Here is a 21,352-nt window from a genome sequence, read left to right as displayed (position 1 = left end):
ATCAACTGTTTGATCGAAGTCTGAATATCGCCTGAACGGGGTTGATCCAGCGCAATAAGGGTTAACCCAGGCCATGACAAGATGAAGCTGTCGAACAAAACGACACGTCAAAGACGAAACGTCAAATCAGGGAGTTGAACATGAAGGTATTCCGTCTGTGCATGGCCGCCACCGCGCTGGCATCGTTGCTGGCTGGAGGTGTTGCGTTGGCCGATCCCGCCGACAAGCTTGAGCACATCAAGCCCGTGCTGGTTGCGCCGCCCCACGTGATGGAGCACGAGCAGGCCACCAAGGCCAAGCCGCGTGTCGTCGAATTCACGATGACCATCGAAGAAAAGAAGATCGTCATCGATGAAGAGTCCGGCGCGACCCTGCAGGCCATGACGTTCAACGGCACCATGCCGGGTCCGACCATGGTGGTGCATGAGGGCGACTACGTTCAGCTCACCCTGATCAACCCGGGCACCAACGCCCTGGAACACAACATCGACTTTCACGCGTCCACCGGCGCGCTGGGCGGCGGTGCGCTGACCAAGATCAAGCCGGGCGAGGAAACCGTCCTGCGCTTCAAGGCCGACCGCACCGGCACGTTCATCTACCACTGCGCGCCCGAAGGCATGGTGCCCTGGCACGTGGTGTCCGGCATGAGCGGCACCCTGATGGTGCTGCCGCGCGACGGCCTGAAGGACGGCAACGGCAAGTCGATCAAGTACGACAAGGTCTACACCATCGGTGAATTCGACCTGTACATCCCGAAGGATGCCGACGGCAAGTACAAGGAGTACGACACCGCCCTGGAAAGCTACGGCGACACCACCGAGGTGATGCGCGGCCTGATCCCGTCGCACATCGTCTTCAACGGCAAGAAGGGCGCGCTGACCGGCGCGGGCGCCTTGACGGCCAAGGTGGGCGAGACCGTGATGTTCATCCACTCCACGGCCAACCGCGACACGCGTCCGCACCTGATCGGCGGGCACGGCGACTACGTCTGGGGCACGGGCAAGTTCGCCAACAAGCCGGAAGTCAATCTGGAAACCTGGTTCATTCCGGGCGGCACGACCGGCGCGATGATCTACAAGTTCAAGCAGCCCGGCATCTACGCCTACGTCAACCACAACCTGATCGAAGCGTTTGAACTGGGCGCTGCCGGTCACGTCAAGGTCGAAGGCACGTGGAACAACGATCTGATGAAGCAGGTCGTCGCCCCCACCGCCATCAAGAAGTAAGCCATCAGTACCAGGGGCGGTCCTGGAGACCGCCCCCGCATATCGGAGATAGACAAATGATCAAGATCGTGAGTGTGACCGCCCTGTCCCTGGCCCTGCTGCCGGCTCTGTCGATGGCCGGTGATGCCGCCAGCCTGCAGGCCGGAGAAAAGCTCTACAAGAGCGCCTGCGTGGCATGTCACAGCACGGGGGCTGCCAATGCGCCCAAACTCGGCAACAAGCAAGCCTGGGCGCCGCTGATCGCCAAGGGCATGGACGAGATGATGACCGTGGCGGTGCAAGGCAAGGGCGCGATGCCCGCGCGTGGCGGCACCAAGGCCGACGACGCTGCGCTGCGCGCCGCCGTGGAATACATGGTCAGCCGAGTGCAGTAATGTTCTCGAACCGGTAATGCGGCTCGGCCGCGCCGGGAGCGTACACCGCCCATCGGGCGGTGTTTTTGCTGAGATCGATGTCGGCGGTGGCCAGGGTGTTTTCCTGGTCGGTGTCGTCGGGCGAGCGGCGCAGGATCGGCTCGGCGGCGTCGCCGGTGTCGGCCAGGACGGCCCGTGCTTCCGCCCCTTGTTCCAGGAGCGCTTCGCCGCGCGTCTGGCGGTGCGACGACGAGGCGGTGATGACCTGAGGCAGGTCTTCCTGCGCACCGTGCACGGCATGGTTGGCGTGCAGGATCGCTGCCTGGGTCACGGGTCGGACAGACACGGCCATGTGGCTGAATTCCACGCTCCAGGTGTGCGCGGCCCCGGCCTGCCCCAGGCCCAGGTGAAAAGCCCCCATGCGCGGGTGCGCTTGCAGGATCGACACCGCTTCGCCGGCCGATCCCGCAGCCAGCAGCGCGCGGCACAAGACCATGCGGGGCATGCCGGCCTTGGTCCGGCGGGCGCGGATATTGTTGACCGTGATGGCCAGGCCGGTTTCATTGACGGCGAAGGTGTGGCCCGGCAGCGAGCCCGGATAGACGAAGGATGCGAAGGCGGGCGCGCCGTCGGGGCGCGCATCGACCAGGCCGCAGGCCCCGGCGAAGCCTGGATCGCCGTCCTCGTTGTGGCTCAGGCGCTGCGGCGCCAGCACCGTGGTGCAGCCGTCGGGGGCCAGCGCCCACAGGTCGCCGCGGCAGTTCCACAGGAAAACCTCGTCGGGCGGCAGCTCCAGGCCCTCGGCCAGGCCAGTCAGTTCATCCTCGATCCAGGGAAAAGCCTGGCGCAGCAGCGCCCGCATCGCCGGGATTTCCGGCTGGTCGCGGCAGGCCATGATCTGCGCCCAGGCGTCCGAATGGATCAGGTGACGGTGGCAGGCCTCGGCCCCCCAGCGCCCCAGGGCGCGACCGACCTCGCGGTGTGAGCCGCGGGCTTCGACCGGCTGCAGTTCAGGAGAGCGGAGGGGGATCGCGTCGTTCATTTCGGGTCGTTCATTGATAGGCGCCGGTGGCGTGAAGCCGGGCTTCAGTCCGGTTGAGTTCGGTCAGGGCATGCTCGCCGGAGCGGACCAGCAGTTGCTGGGCCAGCATTTCCACCAGCGCCTGGAGGGCCACGGTGGATGGGAAGAACGAGTGCCCCAGCGTGGGGAAGGTCAGCACGCAGTCGGCGTGCAGCGCCATCGGCGCCAGCCGGCTGTCGCACAGGGCCAGCACGCGGCAGCCCTGGGGGCGGATCGCCTCGGCCAGCTCGATGACCTCGCGCGAGTAGGGCGCGTAGCCGATCAGCACCGCCGTATCCTCGGGCTGCAGATGGTACGCATCCAGGCTCAGCGCGCCGCTGGTGTCATGCAAGAGATGCGCGCCGGAGCGGAACAGGCTGCACAGATAGCGCAGGCTGAGCGCCGCGGGATGGCAGGACCGGAAGCCGGCGATCATGATGCGCCGGGCGCCCGCCAGCAAGGCCACCGCCTGGGTCAGGACGGCCTGATTGGCGGTTTCCAGCGCCTGCAGATTGAGGATCTGCTGATGGGTGGCGGCCTGCCAGGCGGCCTGGTCGGATTCCGGGCGGTGGACCAGGGATCGGGCGCGCGCCGAGTAGGCGCCGGGGTAGTGGAGTTCCTGGGTGAAGACGGTCTTCAGGGCGTCCCAGCCGGCGTAGCCCAGGTGCTGGGCCAGCCGCACCAGCGTGGCCGGCTGCACTCCGGCCAGGGCGGCCAGCTTGCGCGCCGACAGGGTCGAGACCTGGGTCGGGTGGTCGATCAGGTAGCGGGCGCCTGCCTGGAATTGAGGGCTGAGGTCCGGATACAGGGCTTGGATATGGCGCGTGAGTTCATCCAGGGACTGTGGTGCCGACATGACGTGTCATCAAAAAGAATGCCTGATTGCTTGATTTATCTGTTGCGTGATCTATGATACATGAAACATTCGTTGAGGCATCATCATGACTCATGTATTTCATCGCAACCCCCAGCATACGCTGAAGCAGGCCGTGCGCGGCCAGGGAATTTCCCTGTTCGATCAGGAGGGCCGCCAGTACCTGGACGCCTCGGGCGGGGCGGCCGTGTCCTGCCTGGGGCATGGACATCCGGACGTGATCGCCGCCATCAAGGCGCAACTGGATCAGGTGGCGTATGCCCATTCGTCCTTCTTCACCACCCAGGTGTGCGAAGACCTGGCGGATTTCCTGGTCAGCCGGGCGCCGGGGGATCTGGACCATGTCTATTTCGTGTCCGGCGGGTCCGAGGCGGTCGAGGCGGCCTTGAAGCTGGCCCGTCAGTATTTCGTCGAGCGCGGGGAAACGCAGCGCAGCCAGTTCATCGCCCGCCGCCAAAGCTATCACGGCAATACGCTGGGCGCGCTGGCCATCGGCGGCAACGCCTGGCGGCGCGAGCCTTTCCTGCCGATGCTGGCGCCTGCGCATCACGTCTCGCCCTGCTACCCCTACCGCGATCAGCGGCCCGACGAGACCGAGGAACAATACGCGTCCCGTCTGGCCGACGAACTGGAACAAAAAATCCTGGAAATCGGTCCGGACCGGGTGGCGGCCTTCGTGGCGGAAACCGTGGTCGGCGCCACGGCCGGCGCACTGGCGCCGGTGCGGACCTATCTGCAGCGCGTCCGCGAAGTCTGCGACCGGCATGGCGTGCTGCTGATCCTGGACGAGGTCATGTCCGGCATGGGGCGCACCGGCCACTTGTACGCTTGCGCCGAGGACGGCGTCGCCCCGGACATCCTGGCCATCGCCAAGGGCCTGGGGGCGGGCTATCAGCCCATCGGCGCCATGCTGGCCAGCCGCCGCATCTACGACACCATCGTGAACGGCAGCGGCTTCTTCCAGCACGGCCATACCTATATGGGCCACGCCACGGCCTGCGCCGCCGCCCTGGCGGTGCAGCGGGTGATCGAGCGCGATGGTCTGCTCGCCAATGTCCTGGCACGCGGCGAACAGTTGCGGGCGCGCCTGCGCGAAGTCTTCGCCGATCATCCCAACATTGGCGACGTGCGCGGACGCGGCCTGTTCGTGGGCGTCGAGTTCGTGCGCGACCGGGCCGACAAGTCGGTGCTGGACCCGGCCTTGAAGACGCATGCGAAGCTGAAGCGCCAGGCCATGGAGAACGGCCTGATGATGTACCCCATGGGCGGCACCATCGATGGCGTCCACGGGGATCACGTGCTGCTGGCGCCGCCCTTCATCTGCACGGCGGCGGACATCGACGAGATCGTTGCGCGGCTGGACCGCACGGTGCGCCAGGTGCTGCCGGTTTGATCGTGGCGCGTGTCCGGGCCGAGCCCGGACCGCGTGGTCCTGTTTTTGCCTCCGGCCTATGGGCCGGGGATATTTCCGGAGAATTTCATGGCCCGAATCGACTACGCCGACCTGAGCCGGGGCAAGGCGGCCGCGCTGGCGGACCGCATCGTCGCCGAGCGCGGCAGCGTGCTGCACCTGTACCAGATGCTGCTGCACAGTCCTCCTGCGGCGGAGGGCTGGCTGACCTATCTGACCGCCATCCGCCACCATTGCAGCCTGGACGGCGCGACCCGCGAACTGGTCATCATGCGCATCGCACACCTGAACCGCGCACCCTACGAGGCCGATCAGCACGCGCCCATCGCCCTGCGCGAGGGGCTGCGTCAGGACCAGCTCGATGCGCTGGCCCTGGACACCATCCCGGCGGATCTGTTCGATGCGCGCGAACGCGCCGTGCTGGCGTACGCGGACGTGATGACGCGCGCCGTGCAGGTGCCCGATGCCGTGTTCCAGGCCGTGCGGGGATATTTCCCGGACCAGGAACTGGTGGAGCTGACGGCCACCATCGCGGCCTACAACATGGTGTCGCGCTTTTTAGAGGCGCTGCAGGTGCATTCGGACGATCAGCGCTGATCGTCCCGCTCCCATAGCGTATCGGGCACCCCCGCCGCCCGGTTCAGATAGCGCGCCAGCACGAAGCACAGGTCGGACAGGCGGTTCAGGTAATGCAGCACGGGCGGGTTCACGGTTTCCTGGCGCGCGAGCGTCACCACGGACCGTTCCGCCCGACGGGCGATGGTGCGGGCCATGTGGGCGTGGGCGGCGGCGCGTGAGCCGCCGGGCAGGATGAATTCCTGCAGCGGACCCAGTTCGGCGTTGTAGTGCGCCAGGGCTTCGTCCAGCCGCAGCACGTGCTCGTTCTTGAGCGCCGTCCAGTCCGGGATGCAGAGTTCGCCGCCCAGGTCGAACAGATCGTGCTGGATGCGGTTCAGCAGGGCGTCCACCTCGGCCGGCAGCGCCTCCGTGCGCCACAGGCCGATCGCACTGTTCAGCTCGTCCACGTCGCCCAGCGCGGTGATGCGCGGGGCGTCTTTGGGCACGCGGGTCTTGTCGCCCAGGCCGGTGGTGCCGTCATCGCCGGTGCGGGTGGAGACGATGGAAACGCGGATCGACATGGGAACTCCCGATGGGTTTGATGGAAAGTGAGGCGCGCGTGCCCGGTCCTGCTCAGACCAGCTCAGTCTTGTCCGGCCAACTGCCGCAGCGCGTCGCCGGTGACGCGCACCACGCGCCAGTCGTCCAGGATCTCGCCGCCGTGGTGCTTGTAGAACTCGATGGCGTTCTCGTTCCAGTCCAGCACCACCCACTCGAAGCGGCCGCAGCCCAGTTCCACGGCCAGCGCCGCCAGGTGCTTGAGCACCCAGCCGCCCAGGCCGCGTCCCCGGTGGGCGGGGGTGATGTACACGTCCTCCAGGTACAGGCCGCGCCGGTCCAGGAAGCTGGAGTAGTTGTGGAACCACATGATGTAGGCGATGGGCGTGGCCGGATCCTCGGTCGTCGTGATGACCAGGCCGCGTGCAGCCGGCTCCGGGCCGAAGAAACTGTGGTTCAGGCTCTCGTGCGTGGCCTGGAAAATATCGGTCAGCTTCTCGAATTCCGCCATTTCGAGCATCAGGGCGTGGATGGCGGGGATGTCGGATGCGGTGGCGGGGCGCAGGTCGTAGCCGGGGACGGGGGTAGGCAAGAGAGTCTCTGTTTCGCGGTATGCTGGGGATGCCCTGGCGGAACATCCCCGGGAAAACCAAGGAGTTTAGCCCATGCGTTTTCGTGCTCTGTGCGCCCGGTTTGCGGCGGCTTTCGGCGCCCTGGCCGTGGCAGGCGCCCCGGCAGGTGCGCTGGTGCTGGCGGCGGCCAGTATCTGGAGCCCGCCCGCCGCCGCGCAGGCGGCGCCTGTCCAGGCCAGCGCCAGCGCCAGCGGCGAGGTCGTGCGGGTGAATGCGACCGACGGCAAGATCGCCATCCGCCATGGCGCCATCGGCAAGCTCGACCTGCCTGCCATGACCCTGGTCTACCACACGGATCCCGCGCTGTTGGCGGGGATCGCGGTGGGCGACAAGGTCAGTTTCACGGCCGAGCGGACCGGCGGCCAGTACCGGATCGTTGAGTTGAAGAAAAACTAGTCCTACAACACGTAGCGCGCCAGGTCCTGGCTGCCGGCGGCCTCGGACAGCTTGTCGTTCACGTAGGCGGCGTCGATCACCACGGTTTCCGCGCCCGGGCTGGCCGCCTCGAAGGACAGATCCTCCAGCAGCTTTTCCATCACCGTGTACAGGCGCCGGGCGCCGATGTTTTCCGTGCGCTCGTTGACCGCGAAGGCCAGTTCGGCCAGGCGGTGGACGCCGTCTTCGGTGAATTCCAGGGTGACGTCTTCCGTGGCCAGCAGGGCGCGGTACTGCTTGGTCAGCGAGGCGTCGGTCTCGCCCAGGATGCGTACGAAGTCCTCGGTCGACAGGGAATCCAGTTCCACCCGGATCGGGAAGCGGCCCTGCAGTTCCGGGATCAGGTCCGACGGCCGGGACAGGTGGAAGGCGCCCGAGGCGATGAACAGGATGTGGTCGGTGCGCACCATGCCGTACTTGGTATTGACGGTCGTGCCTTCGACCAGCGGCAGCAGGTCGCGCTGCACGCCCTGGCGCGAGACGTCGGCGCCGCCCTGTTCCTGGCGCGCGGCGATCTTGTCGATCTCGTCCAGGAAGACGATGCCGTGCTGTTCGGCCAGCGTCACGGCGTGGGTGCGCAGTTCTTCCTCGTTGATGCGGCGCGCGGCTTCTTCGTCGACCAGCAGGCGGAAGGCTTCCTTGACGGACAGCTTGCGCGACTTGGTCTTGCCCTGGGACAGGCCGGCGAACATGCCGCGCAATTGCTCGGTCATTTCCTCCATGCCCGGCGGCGCCATGATTTCCATCTGCGGCGATGTCTGGGCGACCTCGATGTCGATCTGCGTATCGTCCAGCTTGCCCTCGCGCAGGCGCTTGCGGAAGATCTGGCGGGTGTTGTTTTCCTCGCGCTCGGGTTCGCCGTGGGCGTTGCGCGGCGGCGGCAGCAGGGCGTCCAGGATGCGGTCTTCGGCGGCGTCCTCGGCCTGGGTGCGCACGCGCCGCGTCTCGGTTTCGCGCGTCTGCTTGATGGCGACCTCGACCAGATCGCGCACGATGGTGTCCACGTCGCGGCCCACGTAGCCGACTTCGGTGAACTTGGTGGCCTCGATCTTGATGAAGGGCGCGTTGGCCAGGCGGGCCAGACGACGGGCGATCTCGGTCTTGCCGACACCGGTGGGGCCGATCATCAGGATGTTTTTAGGGACGATCTCGTGGCGCAGGGGCTCGGGCACCTGCTGGCGGCGCCAGCGGTTGCGCAGCGCCACGGCGACCGAACGCTTGGCCTTGTCCTGGCCGACAATGTGCTTGTCCAGCTCCGAGACGATTTCCTTGGGGGTCATGGGGGTAGCGTCAGACATGGGGAATGGCCTAGAGCGTTTCGACGATGTGGTTCTGGTTGGTGTAGATGCAGAGCTCCCCGGCGATTTCCAGGGATTTCTTGACGACGTCGGCGGGGGGCAGGTCGGTGGCGTCCAGCAGGGCGCGCGCCGCCGACTGGGCATAGGCGCCGCCCGAACCGATGGCGGCGATGCCGTGTTCGGGTTCCAGCACGTCGCCGTTGCCGGTCAGGATCAGGGTGTGTTCGCGGTCGGCCACGATCAGCATGGCTTCCAGGCGGCGCAGCACGCGGTCGGTGCGCCAGTCGCGCGTCAGTTCGACGGCGGCGCGCATCAGGTGGCCCTGGTGTTTTTCCAGTTTGGCCTCGAAGCGTTCCTGCAGGGTGAAGGCGTCGGCCGTGGCGCCGGCGAAACCGGCCAGGACCTTGTCGTGATAGAGGCGGCGGATCTTGCGGGCCGTCCCCTTGATGACGATATTGCCCAGCGTGACCTGGCCGTCGCCGCCCAGGGCGACTTCTTCGCCGCGCCGGACGCAGACGATGGTGGTGGCGTGAAATTGTTCCATGCGGTCCTCTCGGGTGGAGAAGACCACATGGGGGCGGCCAGGGGGAAATTCAAGCCGTCGGAATTCGGATGCCCGGGCGTGCCGGGCAAGGCGCAAATCGCAGCGATAGTACGACTATCGCGAGATTTGCAACGCAGCATGGTGCGGTCAGGCGCCGAATTCAATCCCCGTAGAGCTTCTGGCGCATTTCGCGGCGCTCTTGCGCTTCGAGCGACAAGGTGGCCGTGGGGCGGGCCAGCAGACGGGCGACACCGATGGGTTCGCCGGTTTCCTCGCACCAGCCGTATTCGCCGGCGTCGATGCGGGAGATGGACTGCTGAACCTTTTTCAGCAGCTTGCGCTCGCGGTCGCGGGTGCGCAGTTCCAGCGCGTGTTCTTCCTCGATCGTGGCGCGGTCGGCCGGATCGGGCACGTACTGGGTTTCACGCAGATTTTCGGTCGTGGCGCCCGCATTGGTGAGGATTTCGTGTTCGAGCTGATGCAGGCGTTCACGGAAGAACGCCAGTTGGGCGTCGTTCATGTAGTCCTTTTCAGGCATCGCCAGCAGCTCTTTTTCCGTAAGCGGCTTGCCCTGCGGCTTGGTGCTGGATTTGGTAGCCATGTCGTGTCCTCTTTTTTATGTGCCGGGCCCTGCCCGCCGCGTCCGGAAGATCCGGTGAGGCAGCGGTGTTGCGCAGTTCAGGCCAGGCATTGTTCGAGCCCCTGGGTGAAGATGTCCTGAGGCAGTTTACGGCCAATGAAGACCATGCGGGTATTCGGTTTTTCACTGGCAGGCCAGGGTTTGCCGGGTTCGGCGCCGAACATCATGTGGACGCCCTGGAACAGCATGCGGCGATTGATGCCCTTGATGTACAGGATGCCTTTGTAACGCAGCAGGTCGGGTCCGTAGACCTGGACGATGCCGCTGAGGAAGTCTTCCAGGCGTTCCGGGTCGAAGGGGCGCTTGGATCGGAAGACGAAGGCGCCGATCTCGTCGTCGTGATGGGCGTGGTGGTGATCGTGTCCGCAGTCGGGGCCGCAGGCGTGATGGCCGTCTTCGTCGTCGTGCTCATGATCATGATGGTCATGGCCGTGGTGATGGTCGTGTCCGTGGTGGTCGTGTGCGGCTTCCTCGGCGAGGAATTCCGGGTCGATGTCCAGGATGGCGTCCAGATCGAAGCCGCTGACGTCCAGCAGGGCGTGCAGATCGGTTTCACCGAAGTTCGCGGGCTGGATGGAGGCGCGCGGGTTGATCCGCACCAGGCGGGCGCGCAGGGCCTGGTAGTCGGCCTCGTTCACCAGGTCTTTTTTCGAGACCAGGATGCGGTCCGCGAAACCGACCTGGCGCTGGGCTTCTTCCTGGCGGTCCAGCGTGGCCATGCCGTGCTTGGCGTCCACGACCGTGATGACCGCGTCCAGCCGGTAGGTGGCGGCGATGTCGTCGTCCATGAAGAAGGTCTGGCAGACCGGGCCGGGGTTGGCCATGCCGGTGGTCTCGATGATCACGCGGTCGAAGCGCACGCCGCCGGCGGCGCGCCGGGCGGCGAGGTCGCCCAGGGTGCGGATCAGGTCGCCGCGCACCGTGCAGCAGACGCAGCCGTTGCTCAGTTCCACGACCTGTTCGTCGCTGTCCTGAACCAACAGGTCGTTGTCGATGTTCTCTTCGCCGAATTCGTTTTCGATGACGGCGATGCGCTGGCCGTGGAATTCCGTCAGGATGCGGCGCAGCAGGGTGGTCTTGCCAGCCCCCAGAAAACCGGTGAGTACGGTGACGGGAATCAGAGAATCGGCGGATGGAGCAGTGTTCATGATGGCCTCGAGTGCGATGCGCCGTCCTCGTAGCCGGATGCCGGGAAGAAGTGACCGTTCCAGTGAAGGGGGCGGCGATCAGCATGCGATTACATCATAGGCCCGGGTTTAGGGCAAACTCGGCTGCAGACCGTCCAGGGAGAATATGTTACGCAGCCGTTGCCCGAGCCAGCAGCGCGATCAACTGACCCTGGCGGGCCGTGCCGGTCTTGCGCAGCAGACTGGCCAGTTGGCTGCGCACGGTGGGCAGGCCGACGTGGCGTTCCTGGGCGGCTTCGCGCAGGGACAGGCCGCGCATCAGCGCGTAGGCCAGATCGGCCTCCTTGGGACTGAGGTCGAACAAGGATTGCAGATGCGGGCGGATGTCAGGCGGCAGATCCAGCAGCATGTCCGCGGCCTGATCCAGGGGCCGCCTGCGGCGGTCCATGTCGAGGTCCAGGCGGCTTGACCCGTGTGCAGCGTGGCGGCTGGTTTCCGCGAGCGCGCGCAATTGGGCGATCCGGTCCTGGAGACGGACGGCATGGGTCAGCAGCGGTTCGATCTGCCGGCAGGCCGCCAGATCGTCGGTGCTGTAGCACGGCTGCGAACCGCCCCGATTGAGCGCGAAGATGGCGGCGATTTCGCCCTGTGCGTCGGGGATCTTGATCAGCAGGATGCTGTGGCGATCCTGCGGCCGCAGCCAGTCGTTGAACAGGGCGGAGCGCTGAAAACGGGAGCGGTCCATGACGGTCTGGTCGCAATAGATCCGGTGGGCGGGCGCGGGGCCGGTCAGCATGGGGTCCTGCGTGGAGAAATCCCGCCAGTACCGTTGGGAGAAGTCGGCGTCGCAATCGCTGTGCACGGTCTCGAAGTCCGCGCCCTGGCGCACGACCAGGGTGGCGGCCATGCTGTCCAGGCAGTCGCGCAGCGCCTGGGCGGCCAGCGGCCAGGCGCCGGCGTCATAGCAGGCGTCGTACAGATTGACGGACAGGCGCGTCAGGCTGCTCGTATCCAGTGCCATGTGGAAGTCTCCCTGTGCAGAGGGCGGTCCGCAGTCATCCGTCTTGCGTTCCGTCGGTCGTCGCCGAGCCGCCCAGGTGCTTTTTTATGGACTATAGGGGGCTGCGCCGTTGAAGTAAAGCAATCGGCCGGCGCGCGGCCGGCGTTTCAGCCTTGCCGGCAGCGAGGACAGAGCGCGCGCAGTTCGGTTTCCTGGCCGCTCAGGGTAAAGCCGGCCTGGGCGACGCAGTCGGCCAGACGGCGGCCCAGCTCGGGGTCGCTGAGTTCGGCCACATTGCCGCAGCGGGTGCAGACGATCAGCACGTCGTGGGGCTGGCCGCCCGCGTCAGTACAGGCGCTCCAGGCGTTGATGGCGTCCAGCCGGTGGATCAGGCCCTGCTCCGTCAGGAAGTCCAGCGCCCGGTAGACCGTAGGGGGCGCGGCGCCGGGCTGGGCGGCCCGCAGGGCGTCGAGCAGTTCGTAGGCCTTGAGGCTGCCGTGATGACGCAGCAGCGTTTCCAGCACCAGGCGCCGCAGGGGCGTCAACCGCGAACCGCGCTGGGCGCAGAGCCGTTCGGCTGTGTCCAGGCGCGCGGTGATCTCGGTGTGGGTGTGGGAATGGGCCTTCGTGTTCATGATGGTTATGTTATAACATAACAAACCTTGGACGTCTCCCGGACGCCGACCACGGATCATCATGTCCCTCTCTTCCCTGTTTTCCAGACCGGGCCGCTATCGCGGTTCTTCCCTGCTGATGTCGGCCGGCCAGCGCATGCGCCGCGCCGCGCTGGCCGTGGCATTCCTGTGGCTGCTGACCGGATGGGCGTTGCAATGGTGGTGAGCCCGGCACCCGGCGAGGCGCCGCCTGCCATCGAATTGCAGCAGGTCTGGCTGGGTTGGCGCGACCGGATCGCGGTGCGTGATGCCAGCGGCGTGTTTCCCCAGGGCTCCTTGACGGCGGTGGTGGGGCCGAACGGGGCCGGGAAGTCCACGCTGGTCAAGGCCATCTCGGGTCGCCTGAACCCCGCCCGGGGGCGCATCCGGATCGATCCGGCGCTTGCGGGCGATCTGGCCTGCCTGCCGCAGTCGGCCGAACTGGATCTCGATTTCCCCATCAGCACCTTCGATCTGGTGGCCATGGGGGCCTGGCATCGGCTGGGCGCCTGGCGCGGCCTGGACGACGCGGGCCGGGACGCCGTCGAAGCCGCGCTGCGCGCCGTGGGCCTGGCCGGTTTTGGCCGTCAGCCTGTGAATACCCTGTCGGGCGGCCAGCGGCAGCGTGCGCTGTTCGCGCGCCTGATGCTGCGCGACGCGCGGGTGATTCTGCTGGACGAGCCCTTTGCCGCCGTGGATCGGGCCACGACCGAGGATCTGCTGGCCCTGTTGCACCAATGGCATGGCGAGGGGCGCACCCTGATCGCCGTGCTGCATGACCTGGACATGGTGCGCGCCTATTTTCCGCAGACCCTGCTGCTGGCGGGGCAGGTCGTGGGCTGGGGCGAGAGCGGCCAGGTGCTGTGCGCCTCCAATCTGCACCTGGCCCGCCACCTGTGCGCCGGGGAGGCCGCCTGATGGACTTGTGGAATCTGCTGGCGCAGCCCTTCATTGAATTCGGCTTCATGCGCCGCGCCCTGGCGGGCGCTTTGGCGCTGGCCTTCGCCGCCGGGCCGCTGGGGGTGTTCCTGGTGCTGCGCCGCCTCAGCCTGATGGGTGATGCCATGGCGCACGCCATTCTGCCGGGCGTGGCGGTCGGTTTTCTGACGGCGGGTCTGTCCATGACGGCCATGACGCTGGGCGGACTGGTCACCGGCGTCGCGGTGGCGGTGCTGGCTGGTCTGGTGTCGCGCATGACGCCGCTGCGCGAGGACGCCAGCTTTGCGGCTTTCTATCTGGTGTCCCTGGGCCTGGGGGTGCTGCTGGTGTCCCTGAAAGGCACCAATATGGACCTGATCCACGTGCTGTTCGGCACGGTGCTGGGCTTGAGCGATGCGGCCCTGATTCTGGTCACTGTGGTCAGCAGCGTGACGCTGCTGGCGCTGGCCGCGCTGCTGCGCGTGCTGGCGGTGGAATGCCTGGACCCCGGCTTCCTGCGTGCCGAGGGGCGGGCAGGGGCCTGGGCGCATATCGGTTTCCTGTTGCTGCTGGTGCTGAACCTGGTGGCGGGCTTCCAGGTGCTGGGCACCCTGATGGTGGTGGGCATCATGATGCTGCCCGCGACGGCGGCCCGGTTCTGGGCGCGGCCGGTGGGCGCCCAGATGGTGCTGGCGGCTGCGCTGGGCGCCCTGGCGTCCTACGCGGGCCTGCTGGTGTCCTACTACGCGGACGTGCCTGCCTCGCCGGCCATCATTTTGTCGGCGGGCGTGCTCCATTTCATTTCGGTCGCGTTCGGGCCGCACGGCGGCGTCCTGCTGGCCCTGCGTGAATCGCGCGCGCGCCGTACCCGGTTGTTGCAATCCATGAAGGAAGGTCATTGATGAAAGAATACCGATTGCTTGTCCTCGGCCCGCGCTTGGTGATGCAGGGCGGTGCGCGGGTTGTGAGGCGAGGGCCGGGCGCGCTCGGTGCGTGGCTGGCGGGGACCGCGCTGGCTCTGTGCGTGGCAGTGGGCATCGCGCCGTCAGCCGTCCAGGCCGCAGGCGCGTCCGAGGACGCCCGCCTGCCCGTGGTGGCCTCGTTCTCGATCCTGGGCGACATCGTGCGCGAGGTGGGCGGGGACGACATCCGCCTGGACGTGCTCGTCGGGCCGATGCGTGATGCCCATACTTTCGAGCCGACGCCCAAGGATGCGCGCGCCCTGGGCCGCGCCCGGGTGCTGGTGGTCAACGGCCTGGGTTTCGAATCCTGGATGCCGCGCCTGGTCGAGGCGGCCGGTTTCAAGGGGGCCGTGATCGAGGCTTCGCGGGGCGTGCAGCCCAGGCGCCTGGATGATGAGGAGTCGGCGCGTGAGGCGCATGAACACGGGGCGGCGGATCATGGCCACGCGCATGTGGATGATGCGGGTGACCACGACCACGACCACGATCACGATCACGATCACGATCACGATCACGATCACGATCACGATCACGCGGCCCACGACCATGGCGGCGTCGATCCCCATGCCTGGCAGGATCTGGCCAATGGCGTGATCTATGCGCGCAACATCGCGCGCGGGCTGGCCGAGGCCGATCCGGCCCACGCCGCCGCCTACGAGGCGCGTGCCGAGGCCTATGTGCAGGCTTTGCAACGGGCCGATGCCGACTGGCGCCAACGACTGGCGGCCGTCCCCGCCGACCGGCGCGTGCTGGCGACTTCGCACGACGCCTTCGGCTATTTCGGCGCGGCCTACGGCATCGAGGTCCTGTCGGTGGTCGGCCTGTCCAGCGAGGCGGAGCCGTCCGCGCGCGCGATGGCGGATCTGGTGACACGCATCCGCGCGCATCATATCCGGGCGCTGTTCCTGGAGCAGGGCGGCAACGCGCGCGCCTTGCAGCAGATCGCGGCCGAAACCGGCGTGAAGCCGGGCGGCGCGCTGTACGCGGACACGCTGGACTTGCCGGGGCACGAGGCCTCGACCTATCTGGGCATGTTCCGCTGGAATACGCAGCAGTTGCTGCAGGCGTTTCAGGCGCCGTAGGCAGTCCCGCCTCATCCGCAGGGACTGCTCAGTGTCCGGACTTGTCCTCCGTCTTGCGCTTCGCCCGCGGATGCGCCTGGTCGTAGCTGGCGGCCAGGTGCTGGAAGTCCAGCCGGGTGTAGATCTGGGTCGTGGAGATATTGGCGTGTCCCAGCAATTCCTGGACGGCGCGCAGGTCCTGGGCGGATTGCAGCAAGTGGCTGGCGAAGCTGTGCCGCAGGCTGTGCGGATGCACGTGCAGCGGCAGGCCGACGCGTTGCGCCAGGGCCTGTAGACGCAACTGCACCACGCGCGGGCTGATGCGTTGGCCGCGTTCGCCCAGGAACAGCGCGGCCCGTGCGTCTTCGTCGGACTTGGGGTTCAGCATGCCGTCGCGGACTTCCAGCCAGGCCTGCAGGGCGGCCAGGGCCTGGCGCCCCAGCGGCACGATGCGGGTCTTGCCGCCCTTGCCCCGGACGACGGCCTCGCCCTCGTCGGCCAGAATCCAGCTATGCGACGCGTGGCCCGGCGTGCGCACCGGCTGCCAGTCCAGGCCGATCAGTTCAGACAGTCGCAGGCCGCCGGAATACAGGATCTCGAACATCGCCATGTCGCGCCGTTCGACCGGCGTTTCGGCGGGCGGCAACTGGCTGCGGTCCAGCAGGGCCTGGGCCTGATCCACGGACAGGGCTTTGGGCAGGCTGTGCGGAATGCGGGGCGCACGCACGCCGTGGGCCGGGTTGCGCGTCAGGCCGGCGGCGGGGGCGCGCCATTCGTAGTAGCTGCGCCAGGCGGCCAGGGCGCGTGCCAGGCTGCGGGGCTGCAGCCCGGAGGCATGCAGCCGCCCCAGGGCCTGGCGGATCCGGGCCTCGTCCAGCGCGTCCAGCGGTTGGCCGGGAAAACATTGCCGCAGCGCCCGCAGGTCGCGGCGGTAGGCGGCGATCGTGTGATCGGAATAGCGTTGCTGCGCCCCCAGCTCGGCCAGCCAGGCTTCCGTGAGCGCGTCGTCCATGAGCGCCGGCCCCCCGCGTACGGCCTCAGGCCGCTTCGGGCGCCGGCCGGGCCAGCCGCCCCAGGGCCGCCCCCGCCAGCGAGGCGATCAGCGACAGAAAGGCCGTGCCCATGTCCGGCGTGAAGCGGCCGCCATCGTCCGAGCCCAGGACCAGCAGGCCGACCGGCGCCGCGCCGTTCACCGTGCGCAGGGGCAGGATCGCCAGCGAAGCGGGTTCGGACGCCAGCCAGCGGGCGGGTTCCTGGTCCTTGCGCGGGCCGCAGTAAGGCTGCTCCAGCGTGTCGGCATAGGCGCGGATGTCGGCGTCGATGTCCTGGGCGAACTCGCTGTCCGCCAGCGCCGGCAGGTCCCAGACCCGCAGCGCGATGGCGCTGAGGTCGAACTGATCCGACAGGCTGCGGATGATGTGGGCCGGGATGCGCTCGGCGTCGGGCTCGGCCAGCATGCGCGCGCACCACTGCATGAGCGACTGGTTGATGCGTTCGTTGCCGCCGGCATTGTGCAGCAACTGCATCAGCCGGTGTTCGTGTTCCTTGACGCGCGCGCGCAGCGTCAGAATCTGCCGTTCCCCCAGCGAGATCGCGCGCGCCTGGTGAGGGTGGGGCACGTTCATCGAGGCGAATACGTCGGCGTGCACCTCGAAGAAATCGGGGTTGCGGCTGAGATAGTCCGCCACGTCCTGGGCGGTGAAGGCATCCTGCGTCATATGGGCTTTTCCGTGAGTCAGAGGGTCGCGGTCAGGGCGTCGATGTCGATTTGACCATGAAAAACCGTGGTCGCCGGGCCTTGCATGCGCAGTACCTGGCCGTCCCAGTCGATTTGCAGGGCGCCGCCCCGAGTGTCCACCCGCACCGGGCTGTCCAGCAGGCCGCGCCGGATACCGGCGACGGCGGCGGCGCAGGCGCCGGTGCCGCAGGCCAGGGTCTCGCCGGCGCCGCGCTCGTAGACCCGCAGCCGGATGTGGCGGCGGTCAATCACTTGCATGAAACCGGCGTTGACGCGCTGGGCGAAGCGGGGGTGGGATTCGATGGCGGGCCCCTGGCGGGCGACGGGGTGCGTGTCCACGTCGTCCACCTGGACCACGGCATGGGGGTTGGAGATCGCCACCAGCGAGCACCAGACCTCGCCCGCCTCGGGCGGGAGATCCAGCCGGTACAGGGTGTCTTCGCTGCAGCCCCGGGTGTCCAGGCCGGCCGGATCGAAGGCCAGGTCCGGCGGGGTAAAGGCGGTGCGGCCCATGTCTGCGCTGACTTGGCCGTCGTCGGCTTCGTGCAGCACGATCAGCCCGGTGGAAATTTCGGCGCGCAGCGGATTGCGCCGCGACAGGCCTTGTTCGTGCACGAAGCGCACGAAGCAGCGCGCGCCATTGCCGCAATGCTCGACTTCGCCGCCATCGGCGTTGAAGATCCGGTAGCGGAAGTCCGCGTCCGGGTGCAGCGGGTTTTCGACCAGCAGGATCTGGTCGGCGCCGACGCCGAAATGCCGGTCGGCCAGCGCCCGGGCGCGGACAGGCGTCAGCTCGATGGACTGGCGCACGCCGTCCAGGACCACGAAATCGTTGCCCGCGCCGTGCATTTTGGTGAAGTTCCAGATCATCGGGACATTATCCGCTCAAATACGCAAGGATTGACTAATAAAACCCTTGCTCTCCCTCCGGCCGGGTCTTGAAGCGCCGGTGCACCCAATAGTATTGCGCCGGGTCGCGGCGGACCTCGTCTTCGATCAGGGTGTTCAGGCGCGCGGTGGCGGTTTCGGGGTCGTCTTCACCGGGGAAGCGCTCCACCGGCGGGCCGACGTCCACGCGGTAGCGGCCCGTGTCGGGGTCCAGGCGGCTGATGACGGGCACTACCGCGGCGTCCCAGGCGGCGGCGATCTGGGCGGCCGACAGCAGGGTGGCGGCGGGCACGCCGAAAAAAGGGATGAAGGCGCTGCCCTGGCGGCCGAAATCCATGTCCGGCAGGTAGTACACGGGAATGCCTTTGCGCAGATGCCGGATCAGGCCGCGCACGCCGTCGTGGCGGCTGACCAGGTGGACCTGGTTGAAGCGCCCGCGTCCCAGGCGCACGATCTCGTCCACGTCGGCGTCGCTCTGGCGCGTGTACAGCGTGGCGGATTCCTTCAGAAACAGGGTCAGGCGCGTGGCGGCGGCGTCCAGGGCGATGAGGTGCGGCGCGAACATCAGGATGCGGCGCCCCTGGTCCAGCAGCGTTTGCAGATGCTGTTCGCCATGCAGTTCGACCGTGTCCAGAATGCGCTCGGGCGTGCCGAACCAGCACAGGCCCCGATCCACGACGGACTGGGCCAGCAGGCGGAAATGGCGGTGCGCCAGGGCGTCCCGCTCGGCCGGCGCCAGGTCGGGAAAGCAGCGCTCCAGGTTCACCCGGACGATGTGAGCGCGGGAGCGCAGCAGGTGCGGCGTCAGCCGCCCCAGGAGGCGTCCCCAGCGCAGCCGCGTGCGGTCGGAACAGCGGCCGAAATAGCCCAGGACGGCGCGCAGCAGGGGTTTTTTATCGAAAGCCATATCGGAAAAATCAGGATCGGGCAGCGATGGAGACCAGGTACTCAGGGAATCTTTGGATCCGTCGGGCGGAAACCGGGCGCTCAAGCCGGTCCATGCGTCGCCGATGCAGGTTCTTCAGGCATGGGCGGGGCATCATCCGGGATCTTGTAGCGGTTGTAGCTCCACAGATATTGTTCCGGAAAGCGCCGGATCAAGGCTTCCATCGCCTGGTTGATGGCGGCGGCCAGGGCTTCGGGCGTGGCGGGCAGCGGTTCGGCCAGGCGCAAGTAGTGGATGCGCCAGCCGCGTCCGCCCGGCAGGCGTTCGCCTGCGGTCAGGATCACGGCCACGCCTGTTTGCAGCGCCAGGCGCGCGGCCAGGGTCATGGTCAGGGCATAGCGGCCGAAGAAGGGCAGCCAGACACCGTCGCCTTCGCGCGGCACCTGATCGGGCAGCATGCCCACGGCCTCGCCGCGTTTCAAGGCGCGCACGAATTCGCGCACGCCGTTGCGGTTGGCCGGCACGGCGCGCAGGTTGTGCATGTCGCGTGCGGACTCGACGATGGGGTCCAGCACCGGGCTGCGCGAGGGGCGGAACATCACCGTCAGCGGACCGTATTGCGTCAGGTGGCGGGCGGTGATCTCGAAGCAGCCCAGGTGGGGCGTCAGGTACAGCACACCCCGGCCTTCGGCCAGGGCCTCGCGCACCACGGATTCCTGGTCGCCGCCCGTCAGGGCCAGGCATTGCGGGGTGCGCCACCAGACTTTGGGGATTTCCAGAATCATGGCGCCGGATTCGGCGGCCGCGCGGCGACCGAAGGCCGGGTCGGTGTAGCCGGCCTGCGCGGCGTGGGTCCTCAGGCGGCGGCGATAGCGGCCCGGGAACAGGTAGACGACCGTGCCGAGCAGCCGGCCGATGGCCTGAAGCCAGGACAGAGGCAGCGCGGCCAGCAGGCGGACGAGGAACAACGGCATGAGGGATCGAGTGGCGTTTGTCCCCGGCGCGCCACGCGGTCCGCGCGAATGCGCGCATCGCACAAACACCACACCGGGGGTATGCTTTCTTTGGGACAAACGCCATTTTCGCTTAAAATGGCGGGGATCGCTGAGTTAACCCGACAACTTGCGGAGCGATCACCTGACGGCGCAATCCGTCCGGGCTTTTTTCCGCTAAAGCGTCGCGCCCCGATACATCCAGAGGTGCAACGCGTTTCGTTCAACCTCTCGCCGGCCAACCCGGCGTTCTTACAGGACGTATCGCTGTGGCAAACAACGATTTTCTCTTTACCTCCGAATCCGTCTCCGAAGGCCACCCCGACAAGGTCGCCGACCAGATTTCCGACGCCATCCTCGACGCGCTGCTCGAACAAGACCCGAACTCCCGCGTTGCCGCCGAAACCCTCTGCAATACCGGCCTGGTCGTGTTGGCCGGCGAGATCACCTCGCGCGCCAACGTCGACTACATCCAGGTCGCCCGCGACACGATCCGCCGCATCGGCTACGACAACACCGACTACGGCATCGACTACAAGGGCTGCGCGGTGCTGGTCGCCTACGACAAGCAATCCCCCGACATCGCCCAGGGCGTGGACCGTTCGCCGGAAGACATCCTGAACCAGGGCGCCGGTGACCAGGGCCTGATGTTCGGCTACGCCTGCGACGAAACCCCCGACCTGATGCCCGCGCCGATCTGGTACGCGCACCGCATCGTGCAGCGCCAGGCCGAACTGCGCAAGGACGGCCGTCTGCCCTGGCTGCGCCCGGATGCCAAATCCCAGGTCACCTTCCGCTACGTCGACGGCAAGCCGGCCGAGGTCGATACCGTGGTGGTGTCCACCCAGCATCATCCCGACATCTCCCAGGCCGACATCCGCGACGCCGTCATCGAACACATCATCCGCCCGGTCTTCGCCGACGGCCTGCTCACGGACAAGACCAAATTCCTGGTCAACCCCACCGGCAAGTTCGTCATCGGCGGTCCGCAGGGCGACTGCGGCCTGACGGGCCGCAAGATCATCGTCGACACCTACGGCGGCGCCTGCCCGCACGGCGGCGGCGCGTTCTCCGGCAAGGATCCGTCCAAGGTCGACCGTTCCGCCGCCTATGCAGCGCGCTACGTGGCCAAGAACATCGTGGCCGCCGGCCTGGCCCGCCAGTGCCAGGTGCAGGTCAGCTACGCCATCGGTGTGGCCGAGCCGATCAACATCACGGTCTACACCGAAGGCACGGGCGTGATCCCCGACGACCAGATCGCGCGCCTGGTGCGCGAACATTTCGACCTGCGCCCCAAGGGCATCGTCAACATGCTCGACCTGCTGCGCCCCATCTACACCAAGTCCGCCGCCTACGGCCACTTCGGCCGCAGCGAACCGGAATTCAGCTGGGAAGCCACCGACAAGATCCAGGCGCTCAAGGCCGCCGCCTGATCTATTTTGCCGACGGGCCGTCCCAAGGCAAAATGCGCCCCCCAATGAACTGCCCCCCAAAAGTTGGACACCGATCCAACCTTTGGGGTGTTTTTCATGTCGAAG

The 21,352-nt window shown here is 67.2% G+C and carries 25 protein-coding genes; 10 read left to right on the top strand and 15 right to left on the bottom strand.

Annotated features, from left to right (window positions below; genetic code table 11):
- Nucleotides 1-140 precede the first annotated feature (140 nt).
- Together nirK and ACFO0J_RS11725 are read left to right on the top strand one after the other, a co-directional pair.
- Nucleotides 141-1,226 (top strand): copper-containing nitrite reductase, encoded by a 1,086-nt coding sequence (gene nirK / locus ACFO0J_RS11730; protein ID WP_376813274.1) that lies wholly within the window; start codon nucleotides 141-143, stop codon nucleotides 1,224-1,226.
- Nucleotides 1,227-1,282: 56 nt separating this feature from the next.
- Entirely contained in the window at nucleotides 1,283-1,600 is a 318-nt protein-coding gene (locus ACFO0J_RS11725) for a c-type cytochrome (protein ID WP_376813273.1), read from the top strand.
- Here the strand turns inward: ACFO0J_RS11725 and ACFO0J_RS11720 are convergent.
- Both ACFO0J_RS11720 and ACFO0J_RS11715 read right to left on the bottom strand, forming a co-directional pair.
- Entirely contained in the window at nucleotides 1,584-2,621 is a 1,038-nt protein-coding gene (locus tag ACFO0J_RS11720; RefSeq protein WP_376813272.1) for a C45 family autoproteolytic acyltransferase/hydolase, read from the bottom strand. The two genes, ACFO0J_RS11725 and ACFO0J_RS11720, sit on opposite strands and share 17 nt — an antisense overlap.
- A gap of 10 nt (nucleotides 2,622-2,631) precedes the next feature.
- Nucleotides 2,632-3,495, bottom strand: coding sequence for a MurR/RpiR family transcriptional regulator (locus ACFO0J_RS11715; protein WP_376813271.1), 864 nt, complete (start codon nucleotides 3,493-3,495; stop codon nucleotides 2,632-2,634).
- 85 nt (nucleotides 3,496-3,580) lie between these two features.
- Here ACFO0J_RS11715 and ACFO0J_RS11710 point away from each other — a divergent pair, with 85 nt between their 5' ends.
- Complete coding sequence (locus ACFO0J_RS11710) at nucleotides 3,581-4,906, top strand: aspartate aminotransferase family protein (protein ID WP_376813270.1); 1,326 nt, start codon at nucleotides 3,581-3,583, stop codon at nucleotides 4,904-4,906.
- 87 nt (nucleotides 4,907-4,993) lie between these two features.
- Nucleotides 4,994-5,521, top strand: a complete 528-nt coding sequence (locus ACFO0J_RS11705) for a carboxymuconolactone decarboxylase family protein (protein ID WP_376813269.1) — start codon at nucleotides 4,994-4,996, stop codon at nucleotides 5,519-5,521.
- On the opposite strand, the gene ACFO0J_RS11700 is transcribed toward ACFO0J_RS11705, so the two are convergent.
- Nucleotides 5,512-6,063, bottom strand: coding sequence for a cob(I)yrinic acid a,c-diamide adenosyltransferase (locus ACFO0J_RS11700; protein ID WP_376813268.1), 552 nt, complete (start codon nucleotides 6,061-6,063; stop codon nucleotides 5,512-5,514). The genes ACFO0J_RS11705 and ACFO0J_RS11700 overlap by 10 nt on opposite strands.
- Nucleotides 6,064-6,125: 62 nt before the next feature.
- Nucleotides 6,126-6,560 carry a GNAT family N-acetyltransferase gene (locus ACFO0J_RS11695; protein ID WP_376813534.1) on the bottom strand — a complete coding sequence of 145 codons (435 nt, stop codon included), beginning with the start codon at nucleotides 6,558-6,560 and terminating at the stop codon, nucleotides 6,126-6,128.
- 145 nt (nucleotides 6,561-6,705) lie between these two features.
- Here ACFO0J_RS11695 and ACFO0J_RS11690 point away from each other — a divergent pair, with 145 nt between their 5' ends.
- The gene (locus tag ACFO0J_RS11690; protein ID WP_376813267.1) at nucleotides 6,706-7,068 is read left to right on the top strand and encodes a copper-binding protein; all 363 of its coding nucleotides are present in this window, start codon (nucleotides 6,706-6,708) and stop codon (nucleotides 7,066-7,068) included.
- Nucleotides 7,069-7,070: 2 nt separating this feature from the next.
- Here ACFO0J_RS11690 and hslU read toward each other — a convergent pair whose 3' ends face one another.
- The 6 genes from hslU to ACFO0J_RS11660 form a co-directional block, all read right to left on the bottom strand.
- Nucleotides 7,071-8,387: an ATP-dependent protease ATPase subunit HslU gene (hslU, locus tag ACFO0J_RS11685; RefSeq protein WP_376813533.1), complete on the bottom strand. Its 1,317-nt coding sequence runs from the start codon at nucleotides 8,385-8,387 to the stop codon at nucleotides 7,071-7,073.
- A 28-nt stretch (nucleotides 8,388-8,415) separates the two neighbouring features.
- On the bottom strand, nucleotides 8,416-8,949 hold the full coding sequence (gene hslV / locus ACFO0J_RS11680) for an ATP-dependent protease subunit HslV (RefSeq protein ID WP_376813266.1): 534 nt from the start codon (nucleotides 8,947-8,949) through the stop codon (nucleotides 8,416-8,418).
- Between the two features lie 160 nt (nucleotides 8,950-9,109).
- Complete coding sequence (dksA, locus tag ACFO0J_RS11675; protein ID WP_376813265.1) at nucleotides 9,110-9,550, bottom strand: RNA polymerase-binding protein DksA; 441 nt, start codon at nucleotides 9,548-9,550, stop codon at nucleotides 9,110-9,112.
- 77 nt (nucleotides 9,551-9,627) lie between these two features.
- Nucleotides 9,628-10,737 (bottom strand): CobW family GTP-binding protein, encoded by a 1,110-nt coding sequence (locus ACFO0J_RS11670; RefSeq protein ID WP_376813264.1) that lies wholly within the window; start codon nucleotides 10,735-10,737, stop codon nucleotides 9,628-9,630.
- A gap of 148 nt (nucleotides 10,738-10,885) precedes the next feature.
- Entirely contained in the window at nucleotides 10,886-11,737 is an 852-nt protein-coding gene (locus ACFO0J_RS11665) for a helix-turn-helix transcriptional regulator (RefSeq protein ID WP_376813263.1), read from the bottom strand.
- 146 nt (nucleotides 11,738-11,883) lie between these two features.
- Complete coding sequence (locus tag ACFO0J_RS11660) at nucleotides 11,884-12,351, bottom strand: Fur family transcriptional regulator (RefSeq protein ID WP_376813262.1); 468 nt, start codon at nucleotides 12,349-12,351, stop codon at nucleotides 11,884-11,886.
- A 61-nt stretch (nucleotides 12,352-12,412) separates the two neighbouring features.
- Here ACFO0J_RS11660 and ACFO0J_RS11655 point away from each other — a divergent pair, with 61 nt between their 5' ends.
- Genes ACFO0J_RS11655 through ACFO0J_RS11640 form a run of 4 tightly spaced genes read left to right on the top strand, consistent with a single transcriptional unit; the run spans nucleotide 12,413 to nucleotide 15,331 of the window.
- Nucleotides 12,413-12,556 carry a hypothetical protein gene (locus ACFO0J_RS11655; protein ID WP_376813261.1) on the top strand — a complete coding sequence of 48 codons (144 nt, stop codon included), beginning with the start codon at nucleotides 12,413-12,415 and terminating at the stop codon, nucleotides 12,554-12,556.
- Nucleotides 12,547-13,287: a metal ABC transporter ATP-binding protein gene (locus ACFO0J_RS11650; protein ID WP_376813260.1), complete on the top strand. Its 741-nt coding sequence runs from the start codon at nucleotides 12,547-12,549 to the stop codon at nucleotides 13,285-13,287. The genes ACFO0J_RS11655 and ACFO0J_RS11650 overlap by 10 nt, the downstream gene beginning before the upstream one ends.
- The gene (locus ACFO0J_RS11645; RefSeq protein WP_376813259.1) at nucleotides 13,287-14,189 is read left to right on the top strand and encodes a metal ABC transporter permease; all 903 of its coding nucleotides are present in this window, start codon (nucleotides 13,287-13,289) and stop codon (nucleotides 14,187-14,189) included. Before ACFO0J_RS11650 ends, ACFO0J_RS11645 begins: the two co-directional genes overlap by 1 nt.
- On the top strand, nucleotides 14,189-15,331 hold the full coding sequence (locus ACFO0J_RS11640) for a metal ABC transporter solute-binding protein, Zn/Mn family (RefSeq protein ID WP_376813258.1): 1,143 nt from the start codon (nucleotides 14,189-14,191) through the stop codon (nucleotides 15,329-15,331). The genes ACFO0J_RS11645 and ACFO0J_RS11640 overlap by 1 nt, the downstream gene beginning before the upstream one ends.
- A 28-nt stretch (nucleotides 15,332-15,359) precedes the next feature.
- Here the strand turns inward: ACFO0J_RS11640 and xerC are convergent, their stop codons facing one another.
- The 5 genes from xerC to ACFO0J_RS11615 form a co-directional block, all read right to left on the bottom strand.
- Nucleotides 15,360-16,322, bottom strand: coding sequence for a tyrosine recombinase XerC (xerC, locus tag ACFO0J_RS11635; RefSeq protein ID WP_376813257.1), 963 nt, complete (start codon nucleotides 16,320-16,322; stop codon nucleotides 15,360-15,362).
- A gap of 25 nt (nucleotides 16,323-16,347) precedes the next feature.
- A complete protein-coding gene (locus tag ACFO0J_RS11630; RefSeq protein ID WP_376813256.1) occupies nucleotides 16,348-17,028 on the bottom strand; it encodes a DUF484 family protein in 681 nt (226 codons plus the stop codon).
- A gap of 17 nt (nucleotides 17,029-17,045) precedes the next feature.
- Nucleotides 17,046-17,918, bottom strand: coding sequence for a diaminopimelate epimerase (gene dapF, locus ACFO0J_RS11625; protein WP_376813255.1), 873 nt, complete (start codon nucleotides 17,916-17,918; stop codon nucleotides 17,046-17,048).
- Nucleotides 17,919-17,952: 34 nt separating this feature from the next.
- Nucleotides 17,953-18,843: a lysophospholipid acyltransferase family protein gene (locus ACFO0J_RS11620; protein ID WP_376813254.1), complete on the bottom strand. Its 891-nt coding sequence runs from the start codon at nucleotides 18,841-18,843 to the stop codon at nucleotides 17,953-17,955.
- An 80-nt stretch (nucleotides 18,844-18,923) separates the two neighbouring features.
- A complete protein-coding gene (locus tag ACFO0J_RS11615; RefSeq protein ID WP_376813253.1) occupies nucleotides 18,924-19,796 on the bottom strand; it encodes a lysophospholipid acyltransferase family protein in 873 nt (290 codons plus the stop codon).
- Between the two features lie 287 nt (nucleotides 19,797-20,083).
- Here ACFO0J_RS11615 and metK point away from each other — a divergent pair, with 287 nt between their 5' ends.
- Entirely contained in the window at nucleotides 20,084-21,247 is a 1,164-nt protein-coding gene (metK, locus tag ACFO0J_RS11610) for a methionine adenosyltransferase (RefSeq protein WP_376813252.1), read from the top strand.
- The last annotated feature ends 105 nt before the right edge of the window (nucleotides 21,248-21,352 follow it).

Origin of the sequence: Castellaniella hirudinis, from assembly GCF_042651965.1 — a bacterium.
GTDB classification, from domain to species: domain Bacteria; phylum Pseudomonadota; class Gammaproteobacteria; order Burkholderiales; family Burkholderiaceae_B; genus Castellaniella; species Castellaniella hirudinis.
This window is presented reverse-complemented; position numbering and strand designations above follow the sequence as displayed.

What these genes read in the sequence shown, in the direction of transcription:
- ACFO0J_RS11715 (WP_376813271.1), bottom strand. Translation starts at nt 3,495, where the DNA reads ATGTCGGCACCACAGTCCCTGGATGAACTCACGCGCCATATCCAAGCC.
- ACFO0J_RS11720 (WP_376813272.1), bottom strand. Translation starts at nt 2,621, where the DNA reads ATGAACGACGCGATCCCCCTCCGCTCTCCTGAACTGCAGCCGGTCGAA.
- ACFO0J_RS11705 (WP_376813269.1), top strand. Translation starts at nt 4,994, where the DNA reads ATGGCCCGAATCGACTACGCCGACCTGAGCCGGGGCAAGGCGGCCGCG.
- ACFO0J_RS11615 (WP_376813253.1), bottom strand. Translation starts at nt 19,796, where the DNA reads ATGCCGTTGTTCCTCGTCCGCCTGCTGGCCGCGCTGCCTCTGTCCTGG.
- nirK (WP_376813274.1), top strand. Translation starts at nt 141, where the DNA reads ATGAAGGTATTCCGTCTGTGCATGGCCGCCACCGCGCTGGCATCGTTG.
- ACFO0J_RS11695 (WP_376813534.1), bottom strand. Translation starts at nt 6,560, where the DNA reads ATGCTCGAAATGGCGGAATTCGAGAAGCTGACCGATATTTTCCAGGCC.
- ACFO0J_RS11710 (WP_376813270.1), top strand. Translation starts at nt 3,581, where the DNA reads ATGACTCATGTATTTCATCGCAACCCCCAGCATACGCTGAAGCAGGCC.
- dksA (WP_376813265.1), bottom strand. Translation starts at nt 9,550, where the DNA reads ATGGCTACCAAATCCAGCACCAAGCCGCAGGGCAAGCCGCTTACGGAA.
- dapF (WP_376813255.1), bottom strand. Translation starts at nt 17,918, where the DNA reads ATGATCTGGAACTTCACCAAAATGCACGGCGCGGGCAACGATTTCGTG.
- ACFO0J_RS11630 (WP_376813256.1), bottom strand. Translation starts at nt 17,028, where the DNA reads ATGACGCAGGATGCCTTCACCGCCCAGGACGTGGCGGACTATCTCAGC.
- xerC (WP_376813257.1), bottom strand. Translation starts at nt 16,322, where the DNA reads ATGGACGACGCGCTCACGGAAGCCTGGCTGGCCGAGCTGGGGGCGCAG.
- ACFO0J_RS11645 (WP_376813259.1), top strand. Translation starts at nt 13,287, where the DNA reads ATGGACTTGTGGAATCTGCTGGCGCAGCCCTTCATTGAATTCGGCTTC.
- hslV (WP_376813266.1), bottom strand. Translation starts at nt 8,949, where the DNA reads ATGGAACAATTTCACGCCACCACCATCGTCTGCGTCCGGCGCGGCGAA.
- ACFO0J_RS11690 (WP_376813267.1), top strand. Translation starts at nt 6,706, where the DNA reads ATGCGTTTTCGTGCTCTGTGCGCCCGGTTTGCGGCGGCTTTCGGCGCC.
- ACFO0J_RS11640 (WP_376813258.1), top strand. Translation starts at nt 14,189, where the DNA reads ATGAAAGAATACCGATTGCTTGTCCTCGGCCCGCGCTTGGTGATGCAG.
- hslU (WP_376813533.1), bottom strand. Translation starts at nt 8,387, where the DNA reads ATGACCCCCAAGGAAATCGTCTCGGAGCTGGACAAGCACATTGTCGGC.
- ACFO0J_RS11655 (WP_376813261.1), top strand. Translation starts at nt 12,413, where the DNA reads ATGTCCCTCTCTTCCCTGTTTTCCAGACCGGGCCGCTATCGCGGTTCT.
- ACFO0J_RS11700 (WP_376813268.1), bottom strand. Translation starts at nt 6,063, where the DNA reads ATGTCGATCCGCGTTTCCATCGTCTCCACCCGCACCGGCGATGACGGC.
- ACFO0J_RS11725 (WP_376813273.1), top strand. Translation starts at nt 1,283, where the DNA reads ATGATCAAGATCGTGAGTGTGACCGCCCTGTCCCTGGCCCTGCTGCCG.
- ACFO0J_RS11650 (WP_376813260.1), top strand. Translation starts at nt 12,547, where the DNA reads ATGGTGGTGAGCCCGGCACCCGGCGAGGCGCCGCCTGCCATCGAATTG.
- ACFO0J_RS11660 (WP_376813262.1), bottom strand. Translation starts at nt 12,351, where the DNA reads ATGAACACGAAGGCCCATTCCCACACCCACACCGAGATCACCGCGCGC.
- ACFO0J_RS11620 (WP_376813254.1), bottom strand. Translation starts at nt 18,843, where the DNA reads ATGGCTTTCGATAAAAAACCCCTGCTGCGCGCCGTCCTGGGCTATTTC.
- ACFO0J_RS11670 (WP_376813264.1), bottom strand. Translation starts at nt 10,737, where the DNA reads ATGAACACTGCTCCATCCGCCGATTCTCTGATTCCCGTCACCGTACTC.
- ACFO0J_RS11665 (WP_376813263.1), bottom strand. Translation starts at nt 11,737, where the DNA reads ATGGCACTGGATACGAGCAGCCTGACGCGCCTGTCCGTCAATCTGTAC.